The sequence below is a fragment of the Pedobacter steynii genome, from assembly GCF_900103665.1.
Classification (GTDB): Bacteria; Bacteroidota; Bacteroidia; order Sphingobacteriales; family Sphingobacteriaceae; genus Pedobacter; species Pedobacter steynii.
This window is the reverse complement of record NZ_FNGY01000001.1, coordinates 341,332-360,201: the sequence shown is the minus strand read 5'-3', so window position 1 is coordinate 360,201 and position 18,870 is coordinate 341,332. Positions and strand designations below refer to the sequence as shown.

Genomic DNA, 18,870 nt, shown 5'->3' with positions numbered 1-18,870 from the left:
ACAGGTTCTTTACTCTTTTAACAGAGAAAGATCGTGTCGATAATTGGTTAGTTGATATAGCTTAATTTATCACGGTATATCCAAACATTAGTCAGGGGTGTTCCCGCATCCCTGGCTTGCTTAAACTACCGTCTTTTTGTAATTGTTATGGCATAACGATAATTTTCCTCCCTTCTATTTTAAAATGAACATTTCCAGTTGATGCTAACACTTTTAATAAGGATGATATATTTTTTGATCGTTCTACGACACCTAAAAAAGACAAATCGCCTTGTTTACCTTCAAAATGATACTCCACATCATACCACCTGGATACACGGTGCATAATGCTTTCGAGCTTTTCATCATTAAATACGAAATAGCCATTTTTCCAGGCAATAGCATCTTCTATGCTCACCGGCATCACCTTGATTACCCGGGTATCTTTATTGGTCAGCGCCTGTTCGCCGGGGCTAAGCACTTTTTGACCGGCCTGAGCAGTTACCTTAACTGAGCCTTCCAGCAACGTGGTCTTTGTTGCGGTTTCATCGGCATAACTACTGATGTTAAAATGAGTCCCTAATACTTCAACTTCCTGATTTTCGGTCTGTACGATAAATGGCATCCGTTTATTTTTCGCCACTTCAAAATAAGCTTCGCCATTCAGTTTCACCAGACGTTTCTCTCCTTTAAAGGCAGCAGGAAACCTAAGCGATGAAGCTGCATTTAGCCAGACATGAGTTCCGTCGGGCAATATAACCTGGTACTGTCCGCCGCGAGGGGTACTGATGGTATTGAACATTTCTTTTCCTGCTTGCCCGGCCAGCGCATTTGCCTTATAAACAAGAATGCCATTGCCGGCTTTAACAATTGAACCACCGGTCTGATTTTTAAGCTGACGAATCGATGAATCATTTAGCACGATAGGCTCGCCACCCGGCAGGGTAAGCAGCGCTCTATTTCCGCCAGGCGGAATATCATATTTATGGGAGAGGGTATTTATCTTAGCCGGCAGCGGATCCTTTGATTTAAAGAAAATGATCCCTGCTGTCGACATCAGCAAAAAGACCGCAGCCACGGCGATCCATAGTTTGTAACCAGACCTGTTTGAGTGTTCACTTATTTGAGCATGAATACCAGCCAGTATTTCCTGTTCGATATCCGCCGTCCATTTCTCCTGTTTTCCTTTACCCGCTAAAGAAATTAAGAGGTCATCTTCCAGCAACTGATCAAAACAACCCGTTTTTATCATGGTCTGCAATTCATGCCATTCCTTCTCAGAAATCACATCTTCTTTAAAATACTGCAAAAGGGTATAAAAACGGCTGCTCTTCATTATTGTAATCGTATTTTAACTAAAGACGATTACAAAAAACAAATGGCCCAATCAGCGGAAAAAAATAATTAATCTAATGAAAGTATCACTTAAAAAAATGATAAGTGCTGATGAAAACAGGAAGTGTTAACACCGTATATATATGTGATCTGAGGTAATCGCGTACGCTCTTGCGGCTCAGTTCTAAATGTCGTTTCACCGTTAATCTGGAAATGTTCATTTTAACAGCAGTGTCCGCATAACTCAGCTCCTCTTCATGGATCAATAGCCATACTTCCTTTTGTTGGGGAGGTAGCTGCGCGACCGCATTGTTCAATAATTTATCATATTCTAATTGTTCAATCCTTTCATCTGTTGTACTTACCGGGCTGTTCCCCTTTGAACTGAATTCTGCGAAGAACCTGGTTTCTATCGTTACTTTTTTAAAATGATCAAGCGTTAAATTCCTGGCAAGAATAAAAAGATAGTCCTTCAAACTCCTTACCTCTTTTAATTTTTGACGATTGTTCCAAAGTTTGACATAAACCTGTTGAACAAGCTCAATGGCAACGTGCTCATTTTTCACATAAGTCATGACCGCATTATAAATATTTCTATTGGTCTGATCATACAATTGGTTAAATGCCAGCGCATCCCCGGCAAAGACCCGTTCTAACAATAAATGGTCTTCATCAGCATTATATTGATCCAATCGTCGCGTTCTACTCATGGTTTTGCTAATTATTTATCATAAGATCAAAGAACGCTGGCCTTCCTTTCGAAAGAACCAGCGTCCAGAATAAAATTTGCAGATGCCTGTACCATAAGGAGCAGAACTAACTTCATAAAAAGTACCAGATTATAAGGCCTTCTGATGAGCCGGACCTTCAATGACAAACCAGGTATAGCTTTCTGCATCGATACTGAAAGTCAGGTCAATGGTATAATCTCTGTTTAGTTTATAGTTTTTCATACTGCCCTCTTTTTCTCTAACCCGCGCAATGTCTGTTAATCCGGTATAATACAATGGCACTTTAATCGTTCTGACAATTTTCTCCTTTGTCGGATTATACAACATCATCAAACCTTTTTCTTTTTGAGCAGGGTTAACATGTAAGATCCCATCCCAGTCACGGGCATCTGCCCTACGCAAATGGATCAGGTCTGAGTTCAATATATTTCTATACTTCTTGTACCAGCTGATGACATTTATTACCGTCTGTTTGGTCTCTTCCGTATCATACAATCTTGGCCCACGGTAACAGGCTTGTACCCCTGCGCCATAGTACTGCATCATTAACTGCTCATAATCTTTTAAATGCTCAGATAAAGGCTCTAAAGTCGCAGCACTGCCACCCCCCTGGTATTGTGTAAGCGGTACAAAGCCCCAGCCCATTGAAGGGGTCTTCGCCCAGGTTGCATCATAAATATTCTGGCGGTTCAGGATTTTCTGATTCGCTCTCGGCAAAGAAAAATTCACCTCTCTATAGCCTAAAGCAATTTTATTCGTGCCATCCAGGAAATACCAGTCAGGCGCGTTAATGTAAACTCCTTTTTCGTTGAGCCAGGTATACAATTCTTTTTGAATCTCCATTTGCTTCCATTGCGAATCTTCCAGACCTTTATGGCCCGGATGTGTTGTTGATGCACAGACATCGCCGGGATACGGCCCGTCATTTTCCCAAATATCAAAACCAGTTTTCGTGTAAAAGTCCTTGATGGTATCTCTGTACCAAAGTCCCCATTTACTACCAAAACAAGGAGCATTACCAAAAAAAGCACCTCCAGGCTTACCTGTTTTCGGGTCAACCACATCATCAGCAGCACTGATACTCCGGGAACTAAATAAGGAATATCCGCCGATCTTTATGTTTTTGCTGTGTGCATAATCAGCCAGTTTCTTCCATTTACCAATGTTTGTCTGCGAGGTATCCTCCATATTCAGCGCACTGCCAAAACTAATGATCAGTGCCTCATAGCCTGTTGCCGCACATTGATCTATTGCGGTAATCACCTGCCCCTCATTTCTGGCCACCAGGTGCATAAAGATCGGATTAGCTGAAGTCCATGGTGCGATCGTACGGTACATCTTTCTAATGGCTAAACCACGGCTTTCCCTATCGTCTTTGTTCATCAGCAGCTCATGCGTACGTACAGAGTTGAATATTTCTCCTCTCTTTAGTTCAATTCCCCCGGCCTTTTCCGGATAAATTTCCAGGAGCACCGGAGTTTGATGTCGGTAATGTACCTGTGAGGTATAGGTTGAATCCGCCTTCCAATGTGTGGTCTGATCACTATTGGCGTAGTTCATGGAGTTGTTGTAGGCATAATTGGTTTCGAAGTATATTCCACTTGGTTTTTTCATGATTTCAAAACTTCCTTCTACAGAACTCTCTTCTTCCACCATGCCTAAAACTTCGTTCACCACCCGGTCAATTTTGAACGACTGGCTTCCCTTGTTGACCACACTTAATGATTTCACAATTAAAGGAATTCCGTCATAGAGTTCATACACCACCGTCAGCTCAAGCCCTTCAAGTTCAGCCACTGCAGGTTTGTATAGAAAAGAAACGGTTTTACCACTTGCCGGCTGTGCGCGTAAAGACCAATATCTGCTATCGTTCCATTTTATACGGGGTGTAATGGGCTTAACCTCATAAGAAACATATTTAAAATCAGCGGGCCCGGCCTTAAATTCATCAACCCATTCCGGTTGCAGATAAGCCTTTTCTTTTTGCCCATAAAGTCCTCCAACATTATAGGATTTTCCGTTAATGACCAACCGCGCTTCTTCTCTTACGGAACGCAACAACTGCTGTCCGGTACTTAAATTGGTATAATCTATACAGGCCAGATTAGCTGAAATCCGGAATACCCGTTTCAGCAGGCCATTTTGTAAAACGATCTCCTTACCGTCAGCACTTTTCAGGACCTGAGCTTTCGCAGCAATCGGTTTGATCAGCCAATCCTGTGGGGGAGTTGTCTGGGCATATACCTTCGACAGGCCAGCTAGTATTAAAGGAATTAACAATAGAATTTGTAAATTTTTAAGTTTCATTTGATTTATTCTTATTTGTGTGTTTGTGTTTATCCCGAAAAAAACAGACGAATTACTATTTTAAAAGACATCAGTCGGGGCCATGGCGTTCCTATCCGGCCAGCGATGCATTTCATCATTAGTATGATCACCTAAGTTCAACAATTTGCTGCAGTCCAGGCTAATCGCATTAGATGGCGGCCAAAACCACACTGGATCTGTAACTTAGAATGTGCTAAACCTAGATATTTTAGGAATGGTAAAGTTGTACTAAATTGCTCAATATCGATGCTTTTTTTGCTGAAGACAGAAATCTATCAGGGTATATGCTGTGCTAGAGGCACAGGAAGGGAATTGATAAATTAAAGAAATCCATTCGATAGGTATCGAATGGATTCATTTAATTCTATTGTGCAACAGGCGGATTCTTAATCCCCCAATTTTCATTAGGCAGTTCTCCCATTTCCAATCTAAGTGTACCCCCTTTTAACAATTCGGACGCAGGAAACCAGAAAGAATTTAAAGGTTTACCATTTAACGTGGCAGACTGCACGTATTTATTAGACCTTGATACATTGGGCGCTTCAATGGTAAAGCTCTTTCCTCTGCCATACAATTCATTTAAGTGAATGGTCAGCTTCGGAAAGATCGGGCTTCCGATTTCATAGATAGGATTTGTACTTGCCCCCCCATCTGTTTGAAAGAGGCCAATCGCATTCATGATAAACCAGGCACTCATCTGGCCCTGATCTTCATCACCCAGATAAGCATTTGCCGTACCATAACCATAAAAACGATCGAGAATAGAACGGCTCCATTTTTGGGTTAGCCATGGCTTTTGAGCCCAGTTAAACAAGAAGGCGAAATGCATAGATTGCTGGTTGCCCTGAATGACAGGGTAATCCCAGTACTGATCTCCAGGTGCGTTAAACCGAAGCTTATTGCTTTCCCCAAATCCCCATGACAACCGGTCCGTAAAACGAACTTTCCCTATGCTATTGATCAATCCGGGAATATCCTGGGGAACAAAGTAAGTTAACTGCCAGGCATTACCTTCTACATAGTGTTCATTCGCGCCAGATTTAAACGGATCAAAATCCGGGAGCCAGCTGCCATCAGATTTCTTCATACGTGCATAACCAGATGCCGAATCGAGTACATTTTTCCAGTAACCGGAGCGCGTGCTGAATTCCTTATATTCTTTGTTTTTTCCCAATGACTTCGCAAACTGTCCAACCGTCCAGTCGTCATAAGCATATTCAAGCGTATTGGAAAAACGACCTTTGTCGTAAGGCACATACTTATATTTCAAATAAGGTTCCAAATCTTCGTTGCCTGCAAAACCAGCGGTTCCTGCCTTTTGAGCAGGGGTAGTCTGCATTTTATGTACCGCTTCAAAAGCTTTTTGTGCATCATAATCACGGATTCCCATTTGATAAGCCCCTACAATCAGGGGGATTTCATGCTCGGCTACCATCACCGGAACATAGTTCATTCCGGCGGGCCCTTTAGAAAGCCAACCATCAGCATCATACATCGCCAATTGCGACTTTACCCATTTGGAAGACCATTCTGGTGTGGCCAGATTCCAGAACTGATTTAAGTTCCAGAACGTATTCCAAAAGGCATCACAACCCAGGGCTACCGCTTCCGGATCTTTTAACTGCTGAACCTTCTTTGACGCGTCTACCCATTTTCCATCCACATCACTCCATGTATTGCGGCTTGCCAGCGCCCTGAACATATTGCTATAAAAGCGCATCTTTTCCCTCCGGTCATTACTGCTGATTTCCAACCGGCCAAACCAGTTGTTCCAGGTTTTCTTCTGCGCCTCCACAACTTTCGTAAAACTCCATCCAAAAGGCTTCGTAATTTCTTCCGATAGATTCTTCGCTGCATTTTCAACACTAACCAAAGAAATACCCGTTCTGGCCTGTACAACCTGGTTTTCCCTCGTATCAAATTCTACAAAAGCACCTGCATCTTTTAAATCCTTCTCTCCGGCGATATCCCTTTCCAGGACATTCCCGTTCATCCAGGTTCCATATTTTTTAATCGGACGATCAAACTCAATCACAAAATGAACCGTATAATCCTGGTTTATTCCGCCAGACCAGGCATCTTTTGTAAACTGTTTGCTTGATCCTTCGATACGGTAATCGCTTACTTTTTTAAGACTTACTTCTTTCAGTTTATAACCATATTCCGCAGGGATCATTAAATCAATCATCACCCTCGAATCTTCCCGCTTAGGATAGGTATAACGCTGGAAACCAGCCCGGGTGGTTGAAGTCAGTTCCGCTTTAATCTGATAATCCTTAAGCATCACTTTATAAAGTCCAAGAGGGGTTTCTTCCGTCTCTTTATCAATTCCGGACCTATATCCGCCATTGTTATTATTTTGATCTCCCATCCTGATCTCCAATGGACCGGCAGTGGGCATCATCCCTAAACCTGCCATCGTCCATTCATGAATATGGCTGAATGTGCCTATGCTTTCGAAAATAGGATCATAACCCGCCGACCAGCCGGAATTCTGATTATCAGGACTTAATTTCACCATCCCAAAAGGCATCCATGGTCCGGGAGCAATCATCCATCTGGAATGCGCGGAGCCTAGTTTAGTGTCTACATAGTCGGCAGGAGTTGAGGCCTTCCAGGGCGCACGCTTTACTTTTCCTTTCCGGACAGCATGTCCATTCACAAAGATTTCATATCCGCTATTGGTGGCTTTAGCAACAGCCGGCATGGGAACCTCAAACTCATGTCTGGAGGTATCCATTTTTTCAGAAAAGATCAGTCTGCCATCAAGTTTCACGGTAACCACTGGTTTCCCCCGCAAATGTTCCACATCGAGTAGCAAAGGCTGAAAATACTTCCCTTCTTTCTTTACCGTATAGCTGGCCGCTTTTATCTGACGAATATAAATTTCAGCTGGTTTTACAACCTGAAGACTTTGATCACCTTCCAACCTCACCTGATCAAAGACGAGCCAGGATCCCGACAAGGAGGACAATTGAATTTCGTTTCCGCCAGTCTTTAGGTTCTCCACAGGAATGGTTAACTTATATCCTTTCGCGGCAGCGAAGTTTCCTTTCAAAGCAGCATCAGTATAACTTCTTACCGGCAACTGGATGGTCCTGGCTTTTCCGTTTACCAAAACCTTAACGAGTGGTGGCAAACTGCCCTGATAATCTAACAAATCGATAACCAGGGTACCATTAGGCTTTCCTGACACCGACGCCAATTCAAACAAAATATTTAAAACCTGCGACCGGGTACCGGAGGTATTTCCCGTCCCACCCCATCCATCAACAGGCCCTGGCATTGCATAAGGCCAGTCCTTCGCAGCATCTGAATAACCGATCAGGAAAAAACGATCTTCCCATCCGAAATCCGCTGCTAAAAAATCATGGTAACCTGAGGGTGAGAGTGCCATACCAGCACTATTGTGATCAGCCTTTCCGATTTCCCATATGTTCTTTTGCTGTGCACAAACCAAACTGGTTATCCAACAACAAACAAATACCAGTAGTACGCTTTTCCTTATCATATATACAGGTCTTAATATTATTTGTGTTTACTTTCGGTCTCCGCCCAGTTTTTTAACAAGGCAATTGCATCATACATTACCCCTGCCTCACCTCTGAAATCACCGGATCCCTTAGCTGCACCGGTTTGTACATCATACCACTCAAAAAAGCCCTTGTTGGCAAGCGTCCGGTCTACCATTGGGATAAATTCCTCATAAGCGTCATTGACCATACCGAAATTTACTAAAGCCCCCATCATTCTTCCACCAAACCAGGTCCAGTCGCCGGCGTTCTGGTATAAATAAGCCTTCATATTAGGAAACTCCTCCACAGGGTAAGGCGGGTAAACAGTCATACCAATCGTTGCATGTTTCTCTTTTTTTGCAGCAGCTACGAGTTGCTTATTGATGGCTGCGACCTCTGCACTCGTATTAAAACCAGCCAGGATTGCACAGATAGAACCTCCACCGTATAAAATTTTATCTTCGTCAAAATTCTTTGAAAAAGGACTTCCGTTTAAATATAGATGGGGTTTGTATTTTTGGACATCCTTCATCCACAAATGTTTGCGGACATTCTTTTTCACCTGATCGGCGATACCCTGCCAATTCTCAATGGTTTTGTATCCCTGAGGTTTCATGGCCAGAAAATCATTGATCGCCATCACATACATGGCGTTATCGTAGATATCAATGGCCATTTTAGTTTTATCATTGATCGAGACTCCCCAGCCGGTTTCCGGTTGTACATCACCCCAGTCGACAGTAGTTGCTCCGGTAACCAATCCGTATTTTTCCGACCATCTTTCTTTCCTGATATAGACGAAAGCATCTTCCATTCTTTGCAGCACAGACTTTCCGCCTATAACTTCTGTCAGAATGGTCTTGTCGCCGGTCACATCAATATATTTTTTTACCGCCTGCACAAGCGATGATTCCTGATCGGTTTCCACCGTATTCTTATGCGCGGCCCATCCAGGCAACAGATCAGCATAACGATAATCGTAGCCTACCTGTGCTTTAGAACTTTCCACCACACCATCTACGATATTGCCGTCATTGCCCTGTATTTTAAAAAACATCAACAATTTGGTTTTAACCTCTTCTTTCGGCCTCACTTTTAGAGAGCCTTTAATAAAAGTATTAAAATCTCTGATCCATATTTCATTGTAAGAGGTTCCGGCCGAGAAGCCGTCCAATAATTTCAAAGCCTTCTTTTGGACGCTGTCTAAACGGGCATCTGCGAGGATGCGCTTCGCCAGTATCTTCCGGTCTTGTTTTTGAGCTCCGGCAGAAAAAGAAAGAAAAAACACAGCAATAAAGCCGTAAATAGCAGTTAATTTCATATGTCAATCGTTTTTAATCATTTAATATTATCAGGTAAACCCAGGCATTTCAGTCCGGTTTCTATATGCTGCATAAAGCGGGTGGGAATAAATTATCCTGGCAACTATTTAGGCAGCGCACTAAGCGCCAGTTTTAGCACTCCCCCTTTATTCAGTTCATCAAATTTAAGGGTCAGGTCCTTCAAAGGCCGGCCATTGAACGTTCCACTTTGTATATAGTAGTGATCTGGCTGCTGCGGACCGGCTTCAATTAAAAAGCTGCTTTTTCGCCCTGGTAATTTCACTTTAACAGTTTCAAACAATGGTGCTCCTATCAGAAAAGAAGGTTGCTCCCCTGTTAGCCCTTTTACATCAAAAAGGCCCATAGCGGATAATACATACCACGCTCCCAACTGTCCCTGATCCTCATCCTGGCCATAACCATAGCCATGGATTCCATCAGTACCATAAAACTCATTGCAAATTGCCCTAACCCATTTCTGACTTAGATCTGGCCGGCCTGCATAATGGAATAACCAGGAAACATGCAGATTGGGCTGATTACCATGATTGTATAAACCTTCAATTCCGGCAAAGGCATCAATATGTTTCCCTCCTCCAAATAAATTTTTCTGTGAAATGGTGAAAATGCTGTCCAGTCGCTTACTGAAGGTCTCTTTGCCCAGCAAATCAACCAACTGCTCGGGAGCATGAGGAACGTAAAATGTATATTGCCAGGCATTCCCCTCCTGAAAACCTCTCCAGGACTCCAAAGGATTGAATTTATCCAGAAATACCCCCATGCTATCCTTCGGTCTGATAAATTTTGTAGCCGGATCATACAGCAACTTCCAGCCCTCTGAAAGTTTGCTCAGTTGTTTATAATCTGCTGATTTATGAAGTCCTTTTGCAAATTGTGCCGCTGCAAAAGCAGAAAAAGCATACTCTAAAGTATGAGAAGCCCCAAAAGGCGAGCCCTCTGTATTTAATTCCGGCTTGCCTGTCAAATCTTTCACATAGGGCGAATAGCCCTTTTTCACAAAGACACCCACATCCAGCTTTCCGGCTCCCGGAATGCGGCCTTGTCCTTCCAATTCATTTTTTCGGACGGCCTCATAGGCCAAAGAAACATCATAGTTCCGGATCCCTACATTATAAGCCGCAGCAATGGCCAGTCCAGTAAAATTCGTTCCAACACCAGACACATATTTACTGTTTGCAATGCCGTCACCAAGCCAGCCGGCATCTTTATAAACCAATAACTGGCTTTGGACCCAATCGTTATAATATTCCGGGTATGCGATCGCCCACAACTGCGTCAGGTTCCAGAAAGCGCCCCAAATCGCATCTGTATTATAATGGTGATGTAAAGGCCTGCCATCTTTCAAAAGCGGAATCTGCCCGACAGTCCCGTCATTCTTAGGGTATGCACCATTCACGTCATCGGCCAGTCCTCTTCCTAACAATGCGTGAAAAAGTCCGGTATAAAACTTAATACGGTCTACCTCCAATCCACCTTTTACTTCAATTCTGCCCAATGAGCTGTTCCACTTTTGGATGGCATCAGCTTTAGCCTTTGTAAAAGTTAAAGCGGATGCTTCCTTCATCAAATTGAGTTTTGCATTGTCGACAGAAGTATAAGAAAGGCCTGTTTTAATTCCGATTTTCGCGCCATTCCTGGTCTTAAACCGCAGGTATATTCCTGCACCCTTCCCTTTCATATGCTTAACCCCTTCGTACTTTGCCGCATCTCTAAATGCGCCGTAAGCAACAGGATGCTGATCAAGCGCAGCATAAAAATACATCGTCACATTCGCTGCCTCCTGATATTTCTGAACATAGACCGGCTTAGTGACTACATATCCCCAGATATGACGGTCATCATAAGTTACTTCGGCATCTAACACGGGTCCACTCTCTCCCATCTTATGGCCAATGTCAAAAATAACATTGGCGGAGTCTGTTTCCGGAAAAGTATATTGATGAAAGCCGACCCTTTCAGTAGCAGTAAGTTCAGCTTTAATTTTATAATCTTTTAATAAGACGCGATAATATCCGGCGGTAGCATATTCGTCAGACTTATCAAATGAAGACCGGTATCCTGAGTTTTTCAATCCTTCTTTGCCGGGAATGGTTCTCAGCGGACCTACTGTTGGCGCAAATACGATCCCACCAATCTGAAACTCATGAAAATTTGCAAAACCTTCAATTGAGCGGTGACGGTCATCATAGCCTACCGCTTCCCATCCCGACGCATTTCCATCGCTCCCATTTGTGCTCGGCGCTAATTTGGCCATGCCAAAAGGAACAGCAGCAGGAGTATAGAAAAAGTATCGGCTATGCGCAGACCCGATATTGGGTCTCACAAACTGAATCGGCCCCTTCTCTTTTTGCGCATAAAGCAGTATCCCCTGGATACCAATTAATAATAGGAGAACAGTTCTTTTGATCATGGTTTAAAATTTAGGTTTTGCTCAGGTGAAAGACAAATATAAACGTTCCAATAAACCAAATGTACACACATATAACATTTCCAGGCAAATTATTTTAAAATACCTTATTTAGCAATCAATTAAAGCTAAAAAAGCAATATCTACAGGACCTTATAATTAATTTACAAGTGTATATATAAAATTCACTATACTTGTATGTATACACATAATGAAGAATCCTCTTATGAAGAAATATATCATTTACATGCTATCCTGTGCATGTCTCGCTACCGGATGTGCTACGAAGAAAAAAAGTCAGCATCAGGAACTGGCCGATCAAATCCTTGCAGATACTACGCTGACCATCGTCGACAATCTGGCAAAGGACGTGATCAAAGATGGTTTCAATGCCGGCAGTGGCTATTCTCAGGTATGGGCACGTGATTTCAATACGCTTATTGAGACTTCTTTAAACGTACGTCCGAAAGAAGAGGTTCGCGGAGCGATCCTGCTCTTTTTTGCGCTCCAGCAAAAAAATGATGAGATGGTGGACGGTTATGTATTAAAAAAAGATTTCACATGGAATGATGATACGCCATATTACTCAGATGCAGCCCCAGGTCATGTGGGTTTTAAAAATACTGTTGAAACTGACCAGGAAACATCACTCATTCAACTGGTGGGAAAATATATAAAAAAGACGGGAGACGTTCAGCTGTTAACCGAAAAAGTTGCCGGTATCACCGTGCTTTCCAGAATGGAAAAGATGATTGCCTATCTGTTACGCGAGCGTTACAACCAACAATACGGCTTACTCTGGGGGGCGATGACTGCAGATTGGGGGGATGTCCAGCCAAATGACGACTTTGGCTGCGACTGGAACAAGCTCTCTGATGAAGCAATCGATGTTTACGACAATGCCATGTTAATCATTGCCTTACAATATCTGGTAGAAATTGTACCGGACAAACAGAAAGTAGCCGAATGGACAAAACTTCAAAAAAGCATCCACGATAAGGTAAGAAAATACCTTTGGGATGTAAAAAAACAAAAGTTTATTCCACATATTTATCCAAAAAAATCACCTGTTCCAGATGGGTTTGATGAAAACAGCATCCATTATCATGGCGGCACTGCAATTGCAATAGAAGCAGGATTACTTTCCAAAGAAGAGATTGCAATTGTGAATAAACAAATGGTAGAAAACGTAAAAATTTCCGGCATGCCAAGCATTGGTCTGACCTTATACCCTACCTATCCTGAAGGTTTTTTCAGAGGAGGTATGGCCAAACCATATGTCTATCAAAATGGCGGAGATTGGACCTGGTTTGGTGGAAGAATGATCCAGCAGCTGATCGCACATGGCTTTGTAAAAGAAGCATATGAAGAGGTTCGCCCTATGCTCGACCGGGTAGTCAAAAACAAAGGGTTTTATGAGTGGTATGGAAAAGGGGATGTACCCAGCGGATCAGGTAAATTTAAAGGATCTGCCGGAGTATTAAGCAAAGCAGTATCACAATTCAGGGATTGGGCCGCAACTCAACAAAAAAATCCGGACAAGCAATAATTTCCACGTCGATAATACAACATAGTTTTAACCTGTAAATTGACGCCCAACTGTTTTTTTTGTTTCTTTGCGCTATGTTTAAACAAGTGTTTACCGCATTGCTAATCATCCTTTCGGTTAGTGTACGGGCTCAGGAGCGTCCCGCAGCTTATGCCGTTGATGAAAATTTTAACCTCTGGAACAAAAAAACAAATGATACTACCTGTGTCTTTGCTGACATCGCCTACATACGGGATTACCCTGGTTTAAAGGGAATGATACTGGACTCATTGACTACCGGAACCAGGGTGATCATCAAAAGTGAAGCCTATAACAACACCTTGATCAAGGATTTTCATGCGCCCTGGCATAAAGTAACTTATATGGCCGGGAAACAACAACGATCCGGATTTATTTGGTTAGGGCTGCTCGCCCTTGGAACAAATCATGATAAAGAAGGAAAATTATGGATGTATGGATTCAACAAATACCTCAACCGGTCAAATGATGAGGAACACCTCTCCCTATGTGAAATCAAGGTTCTAGACCCTTCGCTCCAGACTATTGGCCGGACCTCTATTCTGGTTACCAAAGGAGAACAAACTTTCACCGAAGGAAAAATACTGGACAATATGGGCTTAGCAGGTTTACAAGCAATTTACAGGATTGGTTTCTTTGGTGAGGCCTGCGCTGTTCCTACCGATCATCACTATATTGGATGGACGGGACTGAATTTCATCCGCTTACCGGGAAAGAGTAATGTCAGCGACGCCGGCGTTTTGTACCACCAAGAGAAATTGCTGTTCCCCGCCGAACATCGTCTTGACCCCTCTTTAATTATCAAAGACATCATCGATGGAGAGGTCATAGATCCAGACCAGAAAGAGCTAAAATATAAGGAAAGCAAAAAACGTGTAAAATATATCTGGGATGGTAAAATTGCCAGCGAAATCATAGAGATGAAGTAAGGCATTACCTCACATTTTTAGCTTATCTTTGAATAAAAAAAGGCGCTATGAACACACCTCGCATCCTGATCACCTCGGCCCTGTTATCCTGCCTGATCTATTCCTGTTCCACTTCCAGAAATTCATCCGGCGAGGAGAAAAAGAAACGCACAAAAATAACTACGATTAAACCGGGTCTTAAAAATCCGAGTCGCTCTGTAATTAATGCGACCGGTGATGGGCTGTCGCAAGGAATTAGTCAGACCACAGGAGCCGGTTCTAAAGAAAACGCGACCAATATTGCCTTTAGTGCGATTGAAAAAGCGAATGCAATAGCGAAAGCGAAACTGCAAAACCTGGAAAGCATGACAGATAAAGAGCTGATCAGCACCATTGCAGCGATACAACAGGTGGAGATTACCATGAGTAACAATACCCGTCAAATCACAACGAACGACAAAATTAAGGAATATGCGCTCATGATTTTCAACGATCATACGGAGATTAAAAAGGAATTAGACAAACTTTCCACTCAGAAAAACGTAGCGTTAGCCCCTCAGGCTTCTTTAAAAGGTGCTCCTAAAACAGATCTGGCTTTTGTGAAGATGATGATAGAAAGTAATCGGAATATGATAGCACTTAGTACCGCTGTTGGCAACTCCAAAGATGCTGACCTGAGGGCATTTAGTGCAAAACAATTACCGGTTTTGAAAAAACACCTGGAAGCTGCACAAGAACTGACCAAAGAAGTAAAATCAAATTAGGCGGATTCCTATCCTGATTATTGACCGGTATATCTGCTTATTGGGGTATGCGTTCTTCCAATACATTACTCCCTGCCATGTCATAATAAATACAGGTCATTTCATCCAGATCTGCACCCGATTTCACCTTGCTATGCGCATCTTTAATCTGTTCAACAGTAAACATATTTTATCTGATTTATACGCAATAATACCTCTAAAATAGCTGAATCGGTTGCTATCTGCAAATCTATAAAAACTTCAAAAAAGGATCCTTGTTATGCTTACACCAGTACAAATGCACAAACAGAAAAAATTGCGATCAAAACCTACAATAAAAAAGCTCAAACATTCTTTGAAAATACTTGAGCTTTTTTATAAAATTTGTATCACTTAAAATGGTCAACCATTCTCAGGACGTGATTATACCTTTCTTAGTGCCGCCTTTAATACCGACAGCAGGAAAACAATAAAAAATGCAATCAGCACAGGCGCAAAGACTTCAAGCCAGCCTATCCCTCCGGTAATCACTTTTATAATAAACAGCATTGCACTAAACAGGATTCCTAATAAAATCAGCACTTCTTTAAGGCTCCTTCCTTTCGTTGTTATTTTCTTGGTTCTTCTCTTAGCCACAGGCGATATTTCTTAATTTACGGGAGGATAATCTCCACCCTTCTGTTCTTTTTTCTGCCAGCATTGGTATCATTTGATGCAATTGGATTTTCAATTCCTTTTCCTGATGCAAGTACCCTGTTTTCATCAACATTTTTTGAAACCAGGTATTTCTTAAAGGCATCTGCTCTTGCCTGAGACACCGTTTGATTGATTTCCAAAATGCCGTCGCTGCTCGCATATCCGTTAACCTGAATTGATGCCTCAGGATTTTTAGATAAATAAGCCAGAATACGTTTGATCAATAATTGATCTATCTGATTAATGAAGGAAGATCCCTGGGCAAAGGTTGCGGGAATTTTATGGTTTAATCTTGTTTTTACCGGGTTATCGCTACCGGAGCTCCGCTGCTCAGGAACAGCAACGGTGTTTTGAACGGTTGCAGGTGTATTTTCAACAGTAGCGGGGCTTTCTTTATCAACCTGGCTAACAGTTGGAGCTGCAAGGGTGGTATCGGAGGCCGTTACTTCAGCTGATGCGCTGTTCACCGCTGATGCGCTCTTCGCCGCCGTATCTGTTGTTGCTGTGTTTCTTGTTGCCGTGCTTCTGCCGGAGCTATAATACCAGATCCCTCCTCCAATGATCAGCAGTCCGGCCAATCCAATGATCAAATTTCTCGATTTTGAAGGTTCTGCCGGCGGGCTTGCACCTACTACTAGGTCTCCTTTTGAAAGGTCAAACTTCGCGGAAGCTGATTTTTCACCCGATGATTCCGGATCAGCGCCATTATTTTTATTTAAATCAAATGCCATAATTTCTAATGATTAGGTGTACATATCTACCAATGCCTGCAAGCTGCCAGTATGCGCTCTGCCCATGGCTTCAAATTCCCAGGTCTCGCCCACACGGAATAGCCGTCCAAATTCTACGGCATCTTCATTGGTATACTGGTCTTTCATGTCATACCTTAGTACCTCCTCTCCACTTCTTTCATCCACAATACGGATATAGCAATCATTTACCTGTCCGAAGTTCAGGTCCAGTGTTCTGCGGTCTTTGTTATTGTCGTGGGGATATTTACAGATTGTACAGCAAATAATAATTTGTTCAATCTTATGGCTCACTTTTGTTAAATCGATAAACATATCTTCATCATCATCGCCATCACTTCTCGATCCATCCGGATCATCAATGGCCCCGGTAATCGCGCCATCCTCAGTAAGCGGCCTGAACAAACCTTTCTCTATTTTGTCTTCCACTTTGTTTCCCATCCGGATCTGACCATAGAAAGTAAAATAAGAATCAGAAGGGATTTTAAAGTCATTGCCTATTGAAAACGCAGATACATCAAGATCAAATTCCGGTCCGCCGGGTTCATCATTAGGGTCCCATCCCATGCCAATTTTCACAATCGTTAGTCCGGGCGCTGCCTTGGAAAGGGAGAACCTGTCGCCCTTACTTAAATTAAAACTGCTCATAGTTATATTTTTTTATTGGTATAATTCAACTAGTGTATTTAGCCCTCCGGAAAAAGCCTGCCCGAGTGCCTCCACGTTCCATTCCCCTCCATTTCTGGAAATCGCTGCAATGACGATAGAATCTTCGTCTGTAAAATGGTCTTTTAGCTGATACTGGCACAGAATGGAATGGTCTGAAGCATCCCTGATATTGATATAGGAGTTCTGCACATGACCGAAATGATGGCCTCTTTCTTCTCCCTGATCGATGGTGACCGCAAAATATAGAAACTCTATTTTCGGGTCTATTTTAGATAAATCAAGATGAATCACCTCATCATCTCCATCCCCTTCACCTCCCCTGTTATCGCCGGGATAATGAGTAGAACCATCAGGACTCGAAGCGTTATTGTAAAAGATAAAATACTCATCTGCGGCCAGTTTACCATTTTCAGCCAGCATAAATAAGGAGAGGTCCAGATCTACAGGATGTCCGTTCACTGTTGATGGATCCCAGCCTAAGCCAGCTATAATATGATTTAACCCAGGTTGTTCTTTAGCGATCGATATTGATTTGTTTTTTTCTAGTTGTATAGCCATTTTGTGTTTATTTTTTAGGTGGAAGTGGCGGAAGTTTAACCGCATTAACTTTTGTGGGTATTGCAGGTTTTGGTTCCGGTAATTTGGGGATGTTTACCTGCGGTTGTGAAACGGGCTGCTCTCTTTTTGGTGGCAATGGAGGCGGTGTCTTTGGTGTAGGAAGCGCTGGTCTTGCCAATACAGGTGGCGACGCGGTAACTACAGGTGGGGTAACTGCTGGTGCTGCCAACACAGGTGCTGCAACCGGCGGTTTTGATTTAACTGTATAGTTTGAACTGGCAATCTCTGCAAAAACAGCTTTCATCGCATCTCCGGCATCTGCAGCTTTTACCGCCAGCACATACGGGTATTTCCTGAGCAACTTGCCAGAGAAATAAGAAGTACTGATTTCCTCTGTCCCCAATAGAATGATGACTTCCTGTGCAATTAAACCTGCAGATTTCAAAAGATCATCTATCGCGCTATAGATCATTCCATCATTAGAATAATATTGAAGCCTGTCGTTGAGGTTTCGCTCATTCACCTTAAACCAATATTTGTTTCCATCGATTAGTTCGGCATCACCTTTTATAATCGGACTTATATTTTCCAGCACACGGACACAAAAGGGAAGCAAGGCAGCGATCTCTGCATCTTTATCAATTGATAAATAAGAATTTTGAACAATGATGTATTCTACAATCATATCTGCGAGAATCTTTACTCTTGGATCGGCGCCCTGCCCTTCCAGCTTAAAAGAACCGATCGCCTCCGCCAGGACATCTTTATAGAGTTTCAGATATAGCACATCATCCACACTGCTTAACCATAAAACGGATTTCCCTTTGGGCAGAACTGCTTTTTGAGTCAACACGCCAAACAACGCTTTATTGAAATCAATGCGGTCCAGGTTAAAGTAACCGGCTTCTTTAAACAGGTGTTCTATCAATGATTTCTCCTGGTCTTCAATATCCGTATCAAATAAAAAGCGAAGCGGAAAATGCTGCCTGTAAGATTCAATAGAATCTGTTTTATATAAAACGGTATTCAAAAAATGAGACAAGTATTGTTCAACACCATAGTAAAACAGCTGTTTAACCGGCTTTTTATTGCCATAAATACTGAAATGCTTCCCCGGGTCCTTTATAATTTCAAAATAGTTGCCATAAGCATTGGGATCATGTCTGTTGAACCGATCCCTTGCTGCAGTTCCAAAAATAAAATCGTTGCCATTTACATAAAAGTATAAGGGAACCTCGTTTGATTCCGTTATGCTCAATGGCGCATAAGCGTTCCGGTCTGATTGATACCAGAAAGAGATGGAACGCTTAGAGATTTTCGCTAATACACAGAATTTCATTGC

The 18,870-nt window shown here is 42.5% G+C and carries 15 protein-coding genes; 3 read left to right on the top strand and 12 right to left on the bottom strand.

Annotated elements, in window-relative coordinates; all coding sequences use genetic code 11:
• Positions 1-145: 145 nt before the first annotated feature.
• From BLQ87_RS01415 to BLQ87_RS01390, 6 genes are all read right to left on the bottom strand, one after another.
• On the bottom strand, positions 146-1,315 hold the full coding sequence (locus BLQ87_RS01415) for a FecR family protein (RefSeq protein ID WP_074604254.1): 1,170 nt from the start codon (positions 1,313-1,315) through the stop codon (positions 146-148).
• Between the two features lie 85 nt (positions 1,316-1,400).
• Positions 1,401-2,024: an RNA polymerase sigma factor gene (locus BLQ87_RS01410; protein ID WP_083361634.1), complete on the bottom strand. Its 624-nt coding sequence runs from the start codon at positions 2,022-2,024 to the stop codon at positions 1,401-1,403.
• A gap of 129 nt (positions 2,025-2,153) precedes the next feature.
• Positions 2,154-4,352: an alpha-galactosidase gene (locus BLQ87_RS01405; protein ID WP_074604250.1), complete on the bottom strand. Its 2,199-nt coding sequence runs from the start codon at positions 4,350-4,352 to the stop codon at positions 2,154-2,156.
• A 385-nt stretch (positions 4,353-4,737) separates the two neighbouring features.
• Complete coding sequence (locus BLQ87_RS01400) at positions 4,738-7,884, bottom strand: GH92 family glycosyl hydrolase (RefSeq protein WP_172664789.1); 3,147 nt, start codon at positions 7,882-7,884, stop codon at positions 4,738-4,740.
• Positions 7,885-7,901: 17 nt separating this feature from the next.
• Positions 7,902-9,209 (bottom strand): hypothetical protein, encoded by a 1,308-nt coding sequence (locus tag BLQ87_RS01395; RefSeq protein ID WP_074604249.1) that lies wholly within the window; start codon positions 9,207-9,209, stop codon positions 7,902-7,904.
• A gap of 104 nt (positions 9,210-9,313) precedes the next feature.
• Positions 9,314-11,641: a GH92 family glycosyl hydrolase gene (locus BLQ87_RS01390; RefSeq protein WP_074604246.1), complete on the bottom strand. Its 2,328-nt coding sequence runs from the start codon at positions 11,639-11,641 to the stop codon at positions 9,314-9,316.
• Positions 11,642-11,864: 223 nt separating this feature from the next.
• Between BLQ87_RS01390 and BLQ87_RS01385 the strand changes: the two genes are divergently transcribed.
• From BLQ87_RS01385 to BLQ87_RS01375, 3 genes are all read left to right on the top strand, one after another.
• On the top strand, positions 11,865-13,187 hold the full coding sequence (locus BLQ87_RS01385; protein ID WP_143010300.1) for a glucosidase family protein: 1,323 nt from the start codon (positions 11,865-11,867) through the stop codon (positions 13,185-13,187).
• Positions 13,188-13,261: 74 nt separating this feature from the next.
• On the top strand, positions 13,262-14,134 hold the full coding sequence (locus BLQ87_RS01380; protein WP_074604242.1) for a hypothetical protein: 873 nt from the start codon (positions 13,262-13,264) through the stop codon (positions 14,132-14,134).
• Positions 14,135-14,181: 47 nt separating this feature from the next.
• Positions 14,182-14,877: a DUF4142 domain-containing protein gene (locus BLQ87_RS01375; RefSeq protein WP_074604239.1), complete on the top strand. Its 696-nt coding sequence runs from the start codon at positions 14,182-14,184 to the stop codon at positions 14,875-14,877.
• Between the two features lie 37 nt (positions 14,878-14,914).
• Here BLQ87_RS01375 and BLQ87_RS34150 read toward each other — a convergent pair whose 3' ends face one another.
• The 6 genes from BLQ87_RS34150 to BLQ87_RS01350 all read right to left on the bottom strand — a co-directional run bounded on the left by BLQ87_RS34150 (position 14,915) and on the right by BLQ87_RS01350 (position 18,867).
• Positions 14,915-15,043 carry a hypothetical protein gene (locus BLQ87_RS34150; protein ID WP_262502355.1) on the bottom strand — a complete coding sequence of 43 codons (129 nt, stop codon included), beginning with the start codon at positions 15,041-15,043 and terminating at the stop codon, positions 14,915-14,917.
• Between the two features lie 236 nt (positions 15,044-15,279).
• Positions 15,280-15,492: a hypothetical protein gene (locus tag BLQ87_RS01370; RefSeq protein WP_074604237.1), complete on the bottom strand. Its 213-nt coding sequence runs from the start codon at positions 15,490-15,492 to the stop codon at positions 15,280-15,282.
• A gap of 17 nt (positions 15,493-15,509) precedes the next feature.
• On the bottom strand, positions 15,510-16,283 hold the full coding sequence (locus tag BLQ87_RS01365; RefSeq protein WP_074604235.1) for an OmpA family protein: 774 nt from the start codon (positions 16,281-16,283) through the stop codon (positions 15,510-15,512).
• Positions 16,284-16,295: 12 nt separating this feature from the next.
• On the bottom strand, positions 16,296-16,949 hold the full coding sequence (locus BLQ87_RS01360; RefSeq protein ID WP_074604233.1) for a TerD family protein: 654 nt from the start codon (positions 16,947-16,949) through the stop codon (positions 16,296-16,298).
• Between the two features lie 12 nt (positions 16,950-16,961).
• Positions 16,962-17,528 carry a TerD family protein gene (locus tag BLQ87_RS01355; RefSeq protein WP_074604231.1) on the bottom strand — a complete coding sequence of 189 codons (567 nt, stop codon included), beginning with the start codon at positions 17,526-17,528 and terminating at the stop codon, positions 16,962-16,964.
• Between the two features lie 7 nt (positions 17,529-17,535).
• Positions 17,536-18,867 carry a hypothetical protein gene (locus BLQ87_RS01350; protein WP_074604230.1) on the bottom strand — a complete coding sequence of 444 codons (1,332 nt, stop codon included), beginning with the start codon at positions 18,865-18,867 and terminating at the stop codon, positions 17,536-17,538.
• Positions 18,868-18,870 lie beyond the last annotated feature (3 nt).